15 protein-coding genes are annotated in these 15,084 nt (G+C 60.8%); 8 read left to right on the plus strand and 7 right to left on the minus strand.

Annotated features, from left to right (window positions below; genetic code table 11):
- The first annotated feature begins 34 nt into the window (after positions 1–34).
- A complete protein-coding gene (gene smpB / locus FHS48_RS07520; protein ID WP_184262923.1) occupies positions 35–517 on the plus strand; it encodes an SsrA-binding protein SmpB in 483 nt (160 codons plus the stop codon).
- 97 nt (positions 518–614) lie between these two features.
- The gene (locus FHS48_RS07525) at positions 615–1,277 is read left to right on the plus strand and encodes a sulfite oxidase-like oxidoreductase (protein WP_184262925.1); all 663 of its coding nucleotides are present in this window, start codon (positions 615–617) and stop codon (positions 1,275–1,277) included.
- 145 nt (positions 1,278–1,422) lie between these two features.
- On the opposite strand, the gene FHS48_RS07530 is transcribed toward FHS48_RS07525, so the two are convergent.
- Positions 1,423–2,076, minus strand: coding sequence for a uracil-DNA glycosylase (locus tag FHS48_RS07530; RefSeq protein WP_184262927.1), 654 nt, complete (start codon positions 2,074–2,076; stop codon positions 1,423–1,425).
- Positions 2,077–2,081: 5 nt separating this feature from the next.
- A complete protein-coding gene (locus FHS48_RS07535; RefSeq protein WP_184263024.1) occupies positions 2,082–2,684 on the minus strand; it encodes a LabA-like NYN domain-containing protein in 603 nt (200 codons plus the stop codon).
- Positions 2,685–3,033: 349 nt separating this feature from the next.
- Here FHS48_RS07535 and folK point away from each other — a divergent pair, with 349 nt between their 5' ends.
- The 4 genes from folK (at position 3,034) to FHS48_RS07555 (ending at position 8,484) form a co-directional block, all read left to right on the plus strand.
- The gene (gene folK, locus FHS48_RS07540; protein ID WP_184262929.1) at positions 3,034–3,546 is read left to right on the plus strand and encodes a 2-amino-4-hydroxy-6-hydroxymethyldihydropteridine diphosphokinase; all 513 of its coding nucleotides are present in this window, start codon (positions 3,034–3,036) and stop codon (positions 3,544–3,546) included.
- 102 nt (positions 3,547–3,648) lie between these two features.
- Entirely contained in the window at positions 3,649–4,023 is a 375-nt protein-coding gene (gene rpoZ, locus FHS48_RS07545; protein ID WP_184262930.1) for a DNA-directed RNA polymerase subunit omega, read from the plus strand.
- A 138-nt stretch (positions 4,024–4,161) separates the two neighbouring features.
- A complete protein-coding gene (locus FHS48_RS07550; RefSeq protein WP_184262932.1) occupies positions 4,162–6,342 on the plus strand; it encodes a RelA/SpoT family protein in 2,181 nt (726 codons plus the stop codon).
- Positions 6,343–6,459: 117 nt separating this feature from the next.
- A complete protein-coding gene (locus FHS48_RS07555; protein WP_184262934.1) occupies positions 6,460–8,484 on the plus strand; it encodes a lytic transglycosylase domain-containing protein in 2,025 nt (674 codons plus the stop codon).
- 175 nt (positions 8,485–8,659) lie between these two features.
- Here the strand turns inward: FHS48_RS07555 and FHS48_RS07560 are convergent, their stop codons facing one another.
- Positions 8,660–9,139, minus strand: a complete 480-nt coding sequence (locus FHS48_RS07560; RefSeq protein WP_184262936.1) for a bactofilin family protein — start codon at positions 9,137–9,139, stop codon at positions 8,660–8,662.
- Positions 9,123–10,547, minus strand: a complete 1,425-nt coding sequence (locus FHS48_RS07565; protein ID WP_184262937.1) for a peptidoglycan DD-metalloendopeptidase family protein — start codon at positions 10,545–10,547, stop codon at positions 9,123–9,125. The genes FHS48_RS07560 and FHS48_RS07565 overlap by 17 nt, the downstream gene beginning before the upstream one ends.
- A gap of 418 nt (positions 10,548–10,965) precedes the next feature.
- Here FHS48_RS07565 and FHS48_RS07570 point away from each other — a divergent pair, with 418 nt between their 5' ends.
- Together FHS48_RS07570 and FHS48_RS07575 are read left to right on the plus strand one after the other, a co-directional pair.
- The gene (locus FHS48_RS07570; protein ID WP_184262939.1) at positions 10,966–11,511 is read left to right on the plus strand and encodes a phosphatidylglycerophosphatase A family protein; all 546 of its coding nucleotides are present in this window, start codon (positions 10,966–10,968) and stop codon (positions 11,509–11,511) included.
- Between the two features lie 14 nt (positions 11,512–11,525).
- A complete protein-coding gene (locus FHS48_RS07575) occupies positions 11,526–12,020 on the plus strand; it encodes a CinA family protein (protein WP_184262941.1) in 495 nt (164 codons plus the stop codon).
- Between the two features lie 88 nt (positions 12,021–12,108).
- Here the strand turns inward: FHS48_RS07575 and FHS48_RS07580 are convergent, their stop codons facing one another.
- The 3 genes from FHS48_RS07580 to lpdA form a co-directional block, all read right to left on the minus strand.
- Positions 12,109–12,543, minus strand: a complete 435-nt coding sequence (locus tag FHS48_RS07580) for a type II toxin-antitoxin system RatA family toxin (RefSeq protein WP_184262943.1) — start codon at positions 12,541–12,543, stop codon at positions 12,109–12,111.
- Positions 12,544–12,643: 100 nt separating this feature from the next.
- Positions 12,644–13,576: a lipoyl synthase gene (lipA, locus tag FHS48_RS07585; RefSeq protein ID WP_184262945.1), complete on the minus strand. Its 933-nt coding sequence runs from the start codon at positions 13,574–13,576 to the stop codon at positions 12,644–12,646.
- Between the two features lie 99 nt (positions 13,577–13,675).
- Positions 13,676–15,073, minus strand: coding sequence for a dihydrolipoyl dehydrogenase (gene lpdA, locus FHS48_RS07590; RefSeq protein WP_184262946.1), 1,398 nt, complete (start codon positions 15,071–15,073; stop codon positions 13,676–13,678).
- Positions 15,074–15,084: the final 11 nt, after the last annotated feature.

Here is a 15,084-nt window from a genome sequence, read left to right on the forward strand (position 1 = left end):
TCGTTTTCTTTCATAAAAGGTTTATCTGTACGCTATGTCTGGCAGCGGCCTCATTACCACGGGCACCGTCGCGCAAAACCGGCGCGCCCGTCACGATTTCTCGATCGTTGAAACTTTCGAGGCCGGGATCGTGCTGACAGGGACTGAAGTCAAGTCCCTGCGGCACGGTCGTGCCAACGTCGCCGAGGCTTTTGCCGGGCGGAAGGACAGCCTTACGCCGGAAATCTGGCTGTATAACGCCTACATTCCGGAATACCAGTCCAAGACCCCCTTCAGCCATGAGACCCGTCGCCCGCGCAAACTGCTGATGCACAAGCGGGAGATCCGCCGCCTGCTGGCCGCGGTGGCGCGGGATGGTATGACCCTTGTGCCGATGTCGCTGTACTTCAACGACCGTGGCATGGCCAAGATCCAGATCGGCCTCGCCAAAGGTAAAAACAAGGTCGACAAACGGCAGTCCATCAAGGAACGGGACTGGAACCGCCAGAAACAGCGGCTGATGCGCGATAAGGGCTAACCCCCGGTCGCATCTGCGTGACAGCGTGACCGCCCGGCTGGACTTCCCCTGCCCCCGTGCCATTCTGAACGGGTTCCGCAGCAAGGACGCACCCGCCGTGACTGATGACGACACCGCCCCTCCGCCCCCGACAAAACTGACCGCCACCAAAACCGACTGGGCCAGCAGCCGACGGGGCATCGCAGCCGCTGCCCCTGAACGCCAGAGGCTGCCTCCGGGACAACATCTTACCAGCAGCGGTCTGCCGATCCTTGATCTTGGCACCCAGCCTAATCTGGTTCCGGCGGACTGGGCCCTATCCTGTGGCGGGCTGGTCGATGCCCCCCTGCGCTGGTCCTGGGCAGATCTTCTGAAACAGCCACAGATAACACTGACCGCTGATATCCATTGCGTGACATCATGGAGCAGTTACGACAACACCTTCACCGGCGTGCCGTTCCGTCATTTCTTACGGCAGATCCACCCCCGCGCCGGAGCCACTCACGCGATGCTCCGCAGTTTTGACGGTTATTCCACCAATCTGCCGCTCAGCGATCTGGACCGTGATGACGTCCTGATCTGTCACCAGTGGAATGGCAAGCCCTTACCGCGGGAAAACGGTGGCCCCGTCCGGCTTCTGGTACCCCATCTCTATTTCTGGAAAAGCGCAAAGTGGCTGCGGCACATCACGGTTATGGACCGGGATCAGCCGGGCTATTGGGAAGCCCGTGGATACCACATGCGCGGCGATCCGTGGCGGCAGGAGCGGTACGGGGATTAAGTAAAAAAGAGAGCGGCACGCCATTCCACACAGGAAACGGCCGATGACGAAAATGGCGGCCGGTTGGCGAAAGCACTCCCCACCCAAAAGAATGTCGGAGCGCTTTCCCCAGAAATCTCACGATCCACATTTGCAGATAAAAAGGTCAGCCATCAGCAAGGGCAGGCAAAAGCCCCGCCACCACAGCCTCGAACATCCCGACGGTCAGCCGCCCGGTGTTCACGTTATAGCGGGACGTATGATAGGTATCGGCCAGAACCATCCCATTCGGCAGGCGGTGCCGGGCCCCATGCGCAAAAACGTACTCAGCCTTCCGCAGGGCGAGCGTGCTGAGAACGGCATCATGGGCGATCCGCCCCAGCGCCAGCAGCACCCGCAGATTTGGCATTGCTGCAATCTCGTCCTTCAGGAACGGACGGCAGGTTTTTTGCTCCTGCGGGGTTGGCTTATTCTCCGGCGGCACACAGCGGACCGCATTGGTGACCCGGGCCCGCAGCAGGGTCAGCCCATCCTGCGGGTCTGCCAGAAACTGCCCATCGGCCAGCCCGAACTTCAGCAGGGTCGGATACAGCAGTTCTCCGGCATAATCACCGGTAAAGGGCCGACCGGTCCGGTTGGCTCCGCGCAGACCGGGGGCCAGCCCCACCACCAACAGCTCCGCCGTCAGCGGGCCAAAAGACGGAACCGGCGCATTATGCCAGTCCGGCTGCGCCACCCGATGCCCGGCGATGAAATCCGCAAGGCGCGGACACAGGGCACAATCGCGCCCCGGACCGGCAAAGACACTGTCAGCAAACATCAGGATCAGCCCGCATCATCCGTTGACGGCTGCGGGGCCACCGCCGGACGCTCGGTCCGGTCCTCATGATTGACCCGGTAATTCTGGCGGGCAATCACCGGACCCAGCTCCTGAAGTTCCTGAAAGCTGTCGGCCTGTCGGCGAAGCTCATCGGCAACCATCGGCGGTTGGGACTTTATGGTCGAAACCACGGTGACCCGCACCCCTTTGCGCTGTACGGCCTCGACCAGACGGCGGAAATCCCCGTCGCCGGAAAACAGGACAATGTGATCGACATGCTCGGCCATTTCCATCACATCGATGGCCAGCTCGATATCCATGCTGCCCTTGACCTTACGTCGCCCGGCCGCATCGGTGAACTCCTTGGTCGGCTTGGTGACCATGGTGTAACCATTGTAATCCAGCCAATCTACCAGCGGGCGGATCGGCGAATACTCCTGATCTTCCACCAGAGCCGTGTAGTAAAAAGCCCGGATCAGTTGACCTTTCGCGGCAAAAAGTTCCAGCAAACGCTTGTAATCAATATCAAACCCCAGAGAGCGGGCGGCAGCATAAAGGTTGGATCCATCAATAAAAAGAGCAATCTTTTCCTGCGGATAGAAGATCATCATAAACTCCGGTCAATATACATTGGTGACGAAAACGGGGGGATCCGAAAAGGGGAGCCGGATAACGGCAACCGCCCCTGCCTGTCTGTTGCCACACGAAAGATGGGCGTGACGGCTCGGTTGCTTCAATCGGTATCAGCGCAAGGCCGTCATCAAACCGCCGCAGGCCCGCCCCCCGCCTAATGGCAAAGACATTAAAGCAAACCCGCGCGGCTGATACCAAGCGGCATAATAGTTATAGAGTAGGTTTACGTCCGGTCAAGGTCGGACCCCAAACATATTGCCCCAATGGACAGCCCACTCGCTTCCCGCCATACTCCGCCTCCATTTCCCCGCCATGAGTTACCTGATGAAACTGATCGCGATCGGCGCCAATCTGCCAAGCCGGTATGGCACACCGCAAGAGGCCTGCCAGGCCGCACTGGCCCTGCTGGAAGCCACCGGAACCATTCAAGTCACCGCATGCTCGGGGTGGTGGGAAACCGCTCCGGTTCCGGCTTCCGATCAGCCTTGGTACGTCAATGGCGTTGCCGTGATTGAAACCGCACTCTCGGCATCAGACCTGCTCCATCAGCTGCACATGGTCGAGGCTGAGATGGGCCGGGTCCGTACCGTTGCCAATGCGGCCCGGGTGATCGACCTGGATCTGATCGCCTATGACCACGTCCTGTCCGATGACAGCCACCTCCAGCTGCCGCATCCGCGCATGCATCTGCGGACCTTCGTTCTGGCGCCCTTGTGTGACATCGCCCCCGGATGGATTCATCCTGTTCTGCTGAAGGATGCCCGCAGCCTGCTGAACGCCCTGCCCGCCGGGGAAAAGGGTCCGCAGGCCCTCAGGCGGGCCGCCCAGCCGGAATGATCAATCCCCACCGTTGATGCAGACTTGCATTCCGGGGGCACACGCGATATATAGCGCCTCTTGCAATATATTCCTGCGTCCAGGTTCCGGGAGTTTCCCCCTATGGCTCGAGTTACCGTCGAGGACTGCGTCCTCAAGGTTCCCAACCGCTTCGATCTGGTGCTGCTGGCTGCCCAGCGTGCCCGCGAAATTTCCTCCGGCGGCGCCCTGACCGTGGACCGCGACAACGACAAAAATCCGGTCGTCTCCCTGCGTGAAATCGCTGAAGAGACCGTCGGCGTGGAAATCCTGCGTGAGTCTGTGGTCCAGAGCCTTCAGAAGCACGTCGAGGTTGACGAACCGGAAGAAGACGATTTCGACAACCTGTCTCTTGATGTGGTCGGCGAACTCAGCGCCATGGTCGTCGCCGATACTGACGAAGACCTGCTGACCATTCAGGACGAGCCGGATTCCGGCCCGATCGAGACCGAAGAATAATCTGGCCGCATAGCCGGAACTGTCTGAAAAGCCGGGTGATCAGCACCCGGCTTTTTTTGTTTTCAGTCTCTTGCAGGATGCGCCATCCATCGTCACTATAGAGAGGTGACGCCCGGCGGAAGCGGAGATGCCCCACGAATGATGCGCCAATACGAACTGGTTGAACGGGTACGGTCCTATGACCCCAACGCGGATGAAGATGCCCTCAACCGTGCGTATGTTTATGCGGTGCAGAAACATGGGGCACAACTGCGGGCCAGCGGCGACCCCTATTTCTCCCATCCGGTGGAAGTCGCAGGCATTCTGACGCATTACAAGCTGGATGCGTCCACCATCATCACCGCCCTGCTGCATGACACCATTGAAGATACCGATGCGACCTATGAAGAAATCCGCTCCCTGTTCGGGGAGCAGGTTGCGAAGATGGTTGATGGCGTCACCAAACTGACGCGCCTGCAACTCCAGTCCGACCACACCAAGCAGGCGGAGAATTTCCGAAAACTGCTGCTGGCGATGAGCGAGGATATCCGCATCCTTCTCGTCAAGCTGGCCGACCGTGTGCACAACATGCGCACGCTGCATTACATCAAAAAGCCGGAAAAGCGTCGGCGCATCGCGCTGGAAACCATTGAGATCTACGCCCCGCTGGCCGAACGCATCGGTATTCAGGAGTTCAAGACCGAACTCGAAGAGAATGCCTTCGCCGAGCTGCACCCCGATGCCCGCGATTCCATCATGGCCCGCCTGCGGTATCTGGAAGAACAGGGCAGCAGCCTGATCGACCGCATCATGGACCGGCTGCGCGCCACCCTGAAGGAAGCCGGGGTCGAAGCGACCCTGTCCGGACGCGAAAAGACCCCCTATTCGATCTGGCGGAAAATGCAGCGCAAGGACGTGGCGTTCGAGCAGCTGTCGGACATCATGGCCTTCCGGGTCATGGTGAATTCGCTGGAAGACTGTTACCGCGCCCTTGGCGTCCTGCACTCGGCGTTTCCCATGGTCCCGGGCCGGTTCAAGGATTACATCTCAACCCCCAAGCCGAACGGGTACCAGTCCCTGCACACCGGGGTGATCGGGCCGGAACAGCACCGCATTGAAATCCAGATCCGCACGCAGGATATGCACGGCGTGGCGGAAATGGGGGTGGCCGCCCACTGGCGGTATAAGCAGAAGGGCAATTCCGAAACCGCCGACGGGCCGCAGACAGAAGGCAAGCAATACCGCTGGGTGCGGGAACTGCTGGAAATTCTGGAGCACACCAACAATCCGGAAGAGTTTCTGGAACACACCAAACTGGAAATGTACCAGGATCAGGTGTTCTGCTTTACCCCGAAAGGCGATCTTTACGCCCTGCCCCGTGGTGCCTGCCCGGTGGACTTTGCCTATGCCGTGCACACACAGGTCGGGGATACCTGTGTCGGTGCCCGGGTCAATGGCCGGATGGTTCCCCTGCGCTCAGAACTGAGCAACGGCGATCAGGTTGAAATCATCACCAGCCCGAAACAGACCCCCAATCCGGAATGGGAACGCTTCGTCGCCTCCGGTAAGGCCAAAGCCCGGATCCGCCGTTACGTCCGCAACCAGCAGCGCGACCAGCATATCGACCTTGGCCGGAAGATCCTGTCTCAGGCCTTCAAGGCTGAAGGGTATGACCTGACGGAAAAAGGTCTGCAAGGGGTTGTCAAAAAGTTCAAGGTTGATGCGGTTGATGACATTCTGGCCGAAGTCGGATTGGGTCACCTGACCGCCAGTGAAGTGGTTCTGGCGGTTTATCCGGGCATCCGGATGTCCAAAACTCAGCCTGTTACACAGGAAACCGTGATCCGCAGCCCGTCCGGCCCCAAAGGCAAGGATGGGTATCCCGCCCGCCATGCCGTGCCGATCAAGGGGCTTATTCCCGGCATGGCCCTGCATTACGCCCGCTGCTGCCATCCTCTGCCGGGGGACCGTATCGTCGGTATTGTTTCCACCGGCCGCGGAGTCACCATTCACACTATTGACTGTGATCAGCTCAGCCAGTTCTCTGAACAACCGGAACGCTGGCTGGATCTGGCATGGGATGTTGACAACAACACCCACAATCACGTTGGCCGGATCAGTCTGGTCGTCTCCAACGAACCCAGCAGCCTGGGGACCCTCTCGACAATCATCTCCAAGAATATGGGGAACATCACCAATCTGAAGGTGACCAATAGAACATCAGATTTTTATGATATGATTGTTGATATTGATGTCCGCGACGCTAAACACCTGATCAACATCATTGCCGCCCTGCGGGCAACGCCGGAGGTCAACTCCGTGGAACGTGCCCGGCACTAATATCGCACTCACCGGCCACGGTCCCGAAGCGGCCCCTTTTCCTCAAGGGGCGGCACCGGTACACTGTGGCCGGTTTATTCGCTTTCCCTGAAGCAGCCCCCCGCATCCGGAGCTGACATGTCTTTCCGCACCACGCCCTCCCTGCATGCCCAGATTTCCCGCACGGCTCTCGCCTCAGCTTTGGCTGCGTCCCTGCTCGTTGCCCCGGCGGTGATCGACGCCGCCTTTCCGGGCATGAAGGGGATGGTTTCCGTTGCGCAGGCCGCGGTCCTGTCCGACTCTGACCGGCAGGCCTATGCCAATGCCTTCGATGCGGCTGACGCCGGTCAATGGGGCCGGGCGGAGCAGTGGGCTGCACAGGCGCGGTCGCCGGTTCTGCGGGATGTCATCCTCGGCCGGTCGCTGATCGCTGCGGGAAACACTCCGTCTTTTGCTGACCTTCGGGCTTTCATCGGAGATCATCCCGGCTGGCCGGAAATGGCCGCTCTGAAACGTCGGACCGAAGAGGTCCTGACCGGTCAGGAGTCCGCCCGCGAGGTTCTGGATTGGTTTTCCGCCAATCCTCCCCGGACCGGGCATGGCAAACTGATGTATGCCATCGCGCTCGACACACAGGGAAAGCACCAACAGGCGGCAGCGGTCGCGCTGGAGGCATGGCATAATGAAGCTATGTCAATGGCCGATGAAAAGAAGCTTCTCAGCTTGTTTGGGGATAGTTTTTCAGGGGCTGACCATCAAAAGCGGGCCGATGTTGCGCTGTGGGAAGGTCGGGCATCGGACGCCCGGGAAATGATGGAACGGGTCGATGCAGGGTATAAGGCGCTGATTCAGGCCCGCCTTGCCTTTCAGGACGGCAAAGGCAATGTCGATGCGCTGGTGAAGAAGGTTCCCGCCTCCCTCAGTGCGGATCCCGGCCTGCTGTTTGACCGTATCGAATGGCGCCGCAAAAAAGATATGGATCAGGATGCCGCCGCCCTGCTGAAGAGCCCCGGCGCCGATAAGGCCTTCCCCGAGCGCTGGGGCAAAGAGCGCCTGATCATCAGCCGGTCTTTACTGGAAAAGGGGCTGGTCTCGCAGGCCTATGAAACCGCCCGCCGCCACCGGCTGACCTCCGGCGCGACCTACGCCGAGCTGGAATGGCTGGCCGGATGGATCGCATTCCGTCACCTGAAGGACGCCAAAAGCGGACTTACCCATTTCCGGGCATTTGAGGAAGCGGTCAGCACCACTATCAGTATTGGGCGTGGTGCCTATTGGCATGGCCGCGCCGCCGAAGCCCTTGGGATGACGGAACAGGCCCGCAGCGCCTATCTCAAGGCCGCCGAGGAAGGCACCACCTTCTACGGTCAGCTGGCGGCTGAAAAGCTGCGTCAGCCCCTGACCTTGCCGGCAACCCCGATGCCATCGGCAGAAGACCGGGCCGCCTTTAACCGCAACCCTCTGGTCAAGGTGGTGCAGGCTCTGGGGGACCTTGACCGCAACCGCGACATCCTCCTCTTCAGCACCCGTCTGGTAGAGGATGCACCGACCCCGGGGCAAAGGACGCTGGCCCTTGAACTGGGCCGCACGGTCGGCGGCGTGGACACCGGGGTCGCCCTGTCCCGCAAGGCCGCCCTGAAGGGGCATATCAACCTTGATATTGCCTACCCACTGCCCGGCTTTGATCTGCCGGACAGCCCGGAGTCTGCCCTGACACTGGCGATTATCCGGCAGGAGAGCAATTTCTCGACCAATGCCACCTCCCGGGTCGGGGCCAAGGGCCTGATGCAGCTGATGCCTGCCACGGCAAAAGGTGTGGCCAGCAAGCTTGGTGTCGGCTTTCAGGAAGCCAGCCTGACAGCAGAGCCGCGCTACAACGTCCGCCTTGGCTCGTCCTATCTTTCCGATCTCGTCGATCGCTTCAGCGGATCTTATGTGATGGCGATTGCCGGATACAATGCGGGCCCGGGCCGACCGGCCAAATGGGTAAAAGAGTTCGGCGATCCGCGGGCCGGTGAGATTGACGTGATCGACTGGATTGAGTCGATCCCATTCACAGAAACCCGCAACTATGTCCAGCGGGTTCTCGAAGGGGTGCAGGTATACCGGTTCCGTCTCGGGCACGGGGAACGCAGCCTGCGGCTGACCAACGACCTCCGCTGATCCCAGAGGACTTCCAGGTCAGGGCTTCACGTTCCCCGAAAACACACCCCTCCGGCCATTTTGCGGACGGCACTCACGACACTCTCAGAGACAGCCCCAAAGACACAAAAGGGGCCGCACCCAATGCCGGTGCGGCCCCTTTTTTCATCTGAAACGTGACTGATGACAGAGGCAATCAGCTGGCCGCAGCGGCAACAGCCTTATCCGCAAGCAGGCCATCCACCTTGCCATCCCCTTTGCTGGCGTTGGCAAGCTTCAGGTCACCCTTCCGGCTTTCCAGCGCAGCGCTGTCGGTCATGCGGCGGCAGTGCCCTTCCATAAAAGCACCCGGCTCAATTGCCAGACTCTCATGGGTGACGTCACCGATCATCCGCGCCGTCGCCGCCAGGAACACGGTGGCAGCCCGGACCTGCCCGGTCACCCGGCCATGCAGGCGCACCGTTTCTGCCTTGATTTCCCCGGTCACGCTGCCATTCACTCCGACAATCAGGACGCTGCACTGAATGTCGCCTTCGACGGCACCGTCAATCTGGATCTCGCCGGAACTGGCAAGATCACCGGTGATGGACAGATCGGCGCTGATGATGGACGGCACAGGGCGCCCCGACGCCTGCTGACGGTCCACGGCATGCGATTTGCTAGCTTTCGAAAACATTGCTTCCCGCCTTGATGAATCTGTCCGGATTGCGCGGCCTGTCGTTAACAATCACCTCGTAATGAAGATGAGCGCCGGTCGATCGTCCGCTGTTCCCCAGGAGCCCGATCAGGGACGTTCTGTCCACCTGCTCCCCCTTCTTCACCAGCACCCGATTCAGGTGCCCGTACCGCGTTTTAAGACCGTTCCCATGGTCAATTTCGACCAGACGGCCATATCGCCCTCGCCACCCTGCGTATATAACCTTTCCCGAACCCGTTGCATAGACGGGAGATTTATACTCCGCTGACATATCCATCCCTTCATGGATGGCCGCCGAGCCATTGATCGGATCTTCCCGCACGCCAAACCCGCTGGTGACATGCCACGCCACTTCCAGCGGGGAGGCCAGCGGCAAACCGTCCACCAGCGACTGCAACGATGTCATATGCAGAACCTTGGTATTCAGGGCCCCCAGCGTCTCCTTCACCGCCGGGCTGCTCTGCACCCCCAGCTCAGCCGGAATAAAGGGGCCACCCTGCCCGTCCTTCCCCCCGGCGTCTTCCGGCATGTCATCCAGAAGATCCTGCGGGTTCAGGCCCGCCTTGCTGACGGCCGCCCGCAGCTTGGAGGACCGGTCCGAGGCAAGGTTGGTGAACTTCTGAACCAAAGCCAGCTGCTGTTCCTCCATCCCGACCAGACGGGTCTCCAGCTCCTTGACCCGGGTCCGGGCCTGCTCACGCTCCCCGATTGCCAGATCGCGTTCCAGCGTCACTTTCTTCAGCTGAACCTCAACGCCGTCCAGCGCCTTCTCCATTGCCGCACGCTGGGCCAGAGACGCCATTTCCGTATCAAGGCGGGCCAGCTCGCCATACAGGGCTTCCCGCTCCCGCTGCGCGTGAGTCTGATACAGTTCGCGGCTGACCGCCGGATCAACGGATACATCGCCAAGGGCTGACGCAGCCTTCGCAGGATCTGCCTCAGCCTTAGCCTCAGGCTTCTGATCGGATTTCGGGTCGGGTTTGGGGTCAGGTTTTCGGGCCGGAACAGAGGCCGCAGCCGGTTCCGCCTTCGCAAGCTGGACGGCCCGGGCGTGATTCCGCTCCAGATCCGCCGTCACGTCAGAAATCTTGTTCCGATAAACGGAAACCTGCGCCAGCAGCCCTTCGTACGCTGCCTGTGCCGCAACCCGGCCGGCGTCATGCTCCGCCACAACCGCCTGCTGCCGGACCATCGCCGTGGTCGCGAACGCCGCCCACCCCAGAAAAAGAGCAGTCAGAGCCAAAAATCCGATCTGCCCGACAGGGGTCAGCCGGACAGTCCGCAGGCCACCCTCACTCCGCAGGATCAGCTGCCGCTCCGGAACGATCCTCCGGAGAAACAGACTGGCCCGACCGACATTGCGGTCCCGAGGATCATAAATCGACATGCCTTGCCTTGCTGTTGCCGGTCACAACTGCCCTGCGGCTCCCGCGCTGACGGACCTCCCCCGCACCGCGCACAGAACACCCGTGACCGCCCGTCATCCTATCCGCGGCGCATCGCCTGCCCACGGTCGAAACGTACCCATCTGCGGTTTCGGTCACAGCCCGGACAGGCCCCACCGAAAAGAACAGCATCCCCCGCCCACCCCCGGCACAGAGGCAGGCACAAACAAAACGACAGATCCCCGATCATTGCCCCGGCAATGACAGACCCGGAGACAGACTCAGGCTGTCGATTTTCCCTATTCCCCGCAGTTGAGGAGCGGAGTAAACCTATCCCTCCAGACGCGCGGCGTGCAAGAAAAAGGTTTCCTGCTTGAGTCGCAGGCGTTTGCACCCGGTTTTTCGAAACAGGATATTCTGATGTCCACCGGCCCTGATGCCGAGTCCCGCCCCTCCGGCGCTGCCGGGGCACGGCGCGGACACTCTCCGGTCCTCGTCACCCTGCTGGCCACATGGTTCGGCTGCGGCCTGTCCCCGAAGGCGCCGGGAACGGTCGGCTCCCTCGGGGCCATTCCCCTTGCCGCTGCCCTGTCAGCTCTGGCCGGGCCGGATCTGTCACCGGTCGTCCTGACTGCTGCCGCCGTTCTTTTGTTTCTCATCGGCATTCCGGTTTCTGCCCGCTATGCCGATGCGATCGGACGGGAAGACCCCGGAGCCGTGGTGATTGACGAGGTTGTCGGCATCCTGCTGACGCTGGCCGTCGCCCCGCTGGATCCGTGGGCTTATGCGATTGGCTTTCTCGCCTTCCGGGCCGCAGACATTGCCAAGCCCTTTCCGGTCAGCCTTGCCGACCGCCGGGTGGGGGGTGGACTGGGCATCATGCTGGATGATGTTGTGGCGGCCGGATATTCGGCGCTGGCCCTATGGGCCTTTGTTCGGTATGGTCTTCCGATAATCCATTCATAAGCTATGGGTAAGCCATGTTTCCCGATGCCCTGATCCAGCAGGCGGAGGCCGTCCTGTACCGTTGCCGCGCCAACGGCATCCGTCTGGTGACGGCAGAATCCTGCACCGGCGGCCTGATTGCCGCCTGTCTGACTGCCGTTGCCGGAAGTTCCGACGTTGTTGAAGCGGGGTTTGTCACCTACGCCAATGACGCCAAGGAGAATATGCTGGGCCTCGCCCCATCCCTGATCCGCCGCCACGGCGCGGTCAGCGAGGAAGTGGTTCTGGAAATGGCCCGCGGGGCCTTACAGAACAGTTCTGCCGGGATCGTCGTGGCTGTGTCCGGCATTGCCGGACCCGGCGGCGGCAGTCAGGAAAAGCCGGTCGGGCTGGTCCACATCGCCGCGATGCGGGAAGACGGCCAGCATCTGCACCGGGCCCCGGTTTTTGCCGGAGACCGCCAGCAGGTCCGGCTTCAGGCTGTCTCAGAAGCATTCACGATGCTGATCACTCTTCTTGAATCTGAATAAAATCAGCGTCCTGTACTCAGTTTTCAACAAATCACCTGAGAAGACGACACCACCCCTGCATCCGTAGATTGCACCTACATATGCAGGATTAGCCATAGAGGGCTTTTGCCCGCTCTTCAAACGCGGTGACCATCCGGACCACGGCCTCGCCGAACAGCGCGCCCATCAGCTTCTGAAGCAGAACGGAACGGAATTCAAAATCGACGTAAAAATCGATCCATGTTCCGCTGCCATCCGGGTCTTCAATAAAAACCCAATGGTTATTCAGATACTTGAAGGGGCCTTCGGTATAGGTCACATCAATGCGGGATGGCGCATGCAAAGCAACCCGCGAGGTGAAGCGTTCCTTCACCATCTTGAAACCGATCACCAGATCCGCCCAGAACACATCGCCGTCGCGCTTACGGATCCGTGATGCCTGACACCACGGCAGAAACTCCGGATACTTTTCCACTTCGGCGACCAGAGCAAACAACTGGGCCTGCGTGTAGGGCAGCTTGCGCTTTTCGGCGTGTGTCGGCATGACCTGTCCCGGAACATCTGTGTCTAAAGAAGAAGGGCTCCGGCGAGATACTGCCGAAGCCCTGATTCCGTCAAGGATAATCGCCCGGCCTGAGAGGGCTTCAACCCTGCGCGGCCTTTTCTTCCAGCAGCTTGCGACGGTTTTCCCGCAGGGTCGCGAAGTCACGGTCGGCATGGTACGACGACCGGGTCAGCGGCGTGGAAGAGATCAGCAGGAAGCCTTTGGCCCGCCCCATGGTGGCGTAGTCGGCAAACTCGTCCGGCGTCACGTAACGCTCAACCGTCGCATGCTTCGGGGTCGGTTGCAGGTACTGGCCAATGGTCATGAAATCGACATCGGCCGCCCGCAGGTCGTCCATCAGGTTCAGTACTTCCTGACGGTCCTCGCCCAGACCGACCATGATGCCGGACTTGGTGAAGATGGTCGGATCCAGTTCCTTCACCTTCGCCAGCAACTGAAGCGAGCCGAAGTAACGGGCCCCGGGGCGGATGGCGTTGTACAGGCGCGGCACGGTTTCAAGGTTGTGGTTATAAACGTCGGGCCGGGCCTCGACCACCACCTGCAACGCGCCGTCCTTATGCCGGAAATCCGGGGTCAGCACTTCGATGGTGGTATTGGGGCTGGCAGCCCGAACGGCCCGGATGACCTTGGCAAAATGGGCAGCGCCGCCGTCGTCCAGATCATCGCGATCGACGGAGGTGATCACCACATGGTTCAGCCCCATGTTGGCAACCGCTTCCGCCACATTTTCCGGCTCACGCGGATCCAGCAGGTTCGGCTTGCCGGTCTTGACGTTGCAGAAACGGCAGGCCCGGGTGCAGATTTCCCCCATGATCATCATGGTGGCGTGCTTGCGCTTCCAGCACTCCCCGATGTTCGGGCAGGCGGCTTCCTCGCACACCGTATGCAGGGATTTGGACCGCATCAGTGCCCGCGTCTCCGCGTATTCCTTCGAGGTCGGGGCTTTCACCCGGATCCAGTCCGGCTTGCGCTGAACCGGCTTTTCGGCGGAGTGCGTATCAACAGTGGTCATGCGGTCCTCACCTTTACTGCCAGAGGGCAGTATCTTTTTATTGCACATCATTCCAGTGCCGAAGGGGGCGGAGCCAGACAGCCCCGCCCCCGACCGGCATTAGAAATGGATGGCCCGCCCGTAGGCGTCAAGTACGGATTCATGCATCATTTCCGACAGGGTCGGATGCGGGAATACCGTATGCATCAGGTCTTCTTCAGTGGTTTCAAGGGTTTTGGCAATACCATAGCCCTGAATCAGCTCGGTCACTTCCGCGCCGATCATATGTGCGCCCAGCAGTTCGCCGGTCTTGGCATCGAACACCGTCTTGATCAGGCCTTCCGGCTCGCCAAGAGCGATAGCCTTGCCGTTGCCGACGAACGGGAAGCGCCCGACCTTGACCTCGTATCCGGCCTCTTTGGCCTTCTTCTCGGTCAGCCCCACCGACGCCACCTGCGGGTGGCAGTAGGTGCAGCCCGGAATGGTGGCGCGGTTGAGCGGGTGGACACCCTTCACCCCGGCGATCTTCTCGACGCAGATCACCCCTTCATGGCTGGCCTTATGCGCCAGCCACGGGCCCTGTGTCAGATCGCCGATGGCATAGACGCCCGGCTCATCGGTTTCACACCACTCGTTGGTCAGGATGAAGCCGCGATCCTGACGGATCTTGGTGCCTTCCAGACCGATCCCCTCAACGTTCGGCTGAATGCCCACGGCGAGGATCACGCGGTCAACGGTGATATCCTGCACCTTGCCGTTCTGTTCGACGCTGACCACGGCGTTGGTGGCGGAGGTTTTGATCCCCTTCACCCCGGCCTTGGTCATGATCTTCAGGCCCTGCTTCTCCAGAGACTTCTTGAGTAGACCGGAGATTTCCTCGTCTTCGGCCGGAACGATGCGGTCCATCACCTCCACCACCGTCACATCCGCGCCGAGGGCGTGGTAGAAGCTGGCGAATTCAATGCCGATCGCGCCGGACCCGACCACCAGCAGAGACTTCGGCATGGTGTTGGGAACAAGGGCGTTCTTGTAGGTCCAGACGATGTTACCGTCGGGTTCCAGCCCCGGCAGCACGCGGGCGCGGGCACCGGTGGCCAGAATGATGTGCTTGGCAGCCAGAGAGGTCACCTTGCCGTCCTTTTCGACGGCAACGGTGCCTTTTCCGGCCAACTTGCCCTGACCGTCAAAGACAGTGACCTTGTTCTTCTTCAGCAGGTGCTTGACGCCACCGGACAGCTGCGAGGCAACGCCGCGCGACCGCTTGACGATGGCGTCCAGATCGAACGAGGCCCCCTGCACGCTCAGACCGTAGTCCTTGGCGTGCTTGAAGGTGCGGTACACATCAGCCGAGCGCAGCAGCGCCTTGGTCGGAATGCAGCCCCAGTTGAGGCAGATACCGCCAAGATGTTCCCGCTCCACCACGGCGGTCTTCAGACCCAGCTGAGCGGCGCGGATGGCGGCCACATAGCCGCCGGGACCCGCGCCCACCACGATGACGTCAAAAGAAGTGTCAGACATCAATGATCTCC

Source organism: Novispirillum itersonii, assembly GCF_014205675.1.
GTDB lineage: Bacteria > Pseudomonadota > Alphaproteobacteria > Rhodospirillales > Rhodospirillaceae > Novispirillum > Novispirillum itersonii_A.

Bases quoted from the DNA above. Each gene is read 5' to 3' on its own strand.
- smpB (WP_184262923.1), top strand. From the start codon at position 35: ATGTCTGGCAGCGGCCTCATTACCACGGGCACCGTCGCGCAAAACCGG.
- FHS48_RS07530 (WP_184262927.1), bottom strand. From the start codon at position 2,076: ATGTTTGCTGACAGTGTCTTTGCCGGTCCGGGGCGCGATTGTGCCCTG.
- FHS48_RS07535 (WP_184263024.1), bottom strand. From the start codon at position 2,684: ATGATCTTCTATCCGCAGGAAAAGATTGCTCTTTTTATTGATGGATCC.
- folK (WP_184262929.1), top strand. From the start codon at position 3,034: ATGAAACTGATCGCGATCGGCGCCAATCTGCCAAGCCGGTATGGCACA.
- rpoZ (WP_184262930.1), top strand. From the start codon at position 3,649: ATGGCTCGAGTTACCGTCGAGGACTGCGTCCTCAAGGTTCCCAACCGC.
- FHS48_RS07550 (WP_184262932.1), top strand. From the start codon at position 4,162: ATGATGCGCCAATACGAACTGGTTGAACGGGTACGGTCCTATGACCCC.
- FHS48_RS07555 (WP_184262934.1), top strand. From the start codon at position 6,460: ATGTCTTTCCGCACCACGCCCTCCCTGCATGCCCAGATTTCCCGCACG.
- FHS48_RS07560 (WP_184262936.1), bottom strand. From the start codon at position 9,139: ATGTTTTCGAAAGCTAGCAAATCGCATGCCGTGGACCGTCAGCAGGCG.
- FHS48_RS07565 (WP_184262937.1), bottom strand. From the start codon at position 10,547: ATGTCGATTTATGATCCTCGGGACCGCAATGTCGGTCGGGCCAGTCTG.
- FHS48_RS07570 (WP_184262939.1), top strand. From the start codon at position 10,966: ATGTCCACCGGCCCTGATGCCGAGTCCCGCCCCTCCGGCGCTGCCGGG.
- FHS48_RS07575 (WP_184262941.1), top strand. From the start codon at position 11,526: ATGTTTCCCGATGCCCTGATCCAGCAGGCGGAGGCCGTCCTGTACCGT.
- FHS48_RS07580 (WP_184262943.1), bottom strand. From the start codon at position 12,543: ATGCCGACACACGCCGAAAAGCGCAAGCTGCCCTACACGCAGGCCCAG.
- lipA (WP_184262945.1), bottom strand. From the start codon at position 13,576: ATGACCACTGTTGATACGCACTCCGCCGAAAAGCCGGTTCAGCGCAAG.
- lpdA (WP_184262946.1), bottom strand. From the start codon at position 15,073: ATGTCTGACACTTCTTTTGACGTCATCGTGGTGGGCGCGGGTCCCGGC.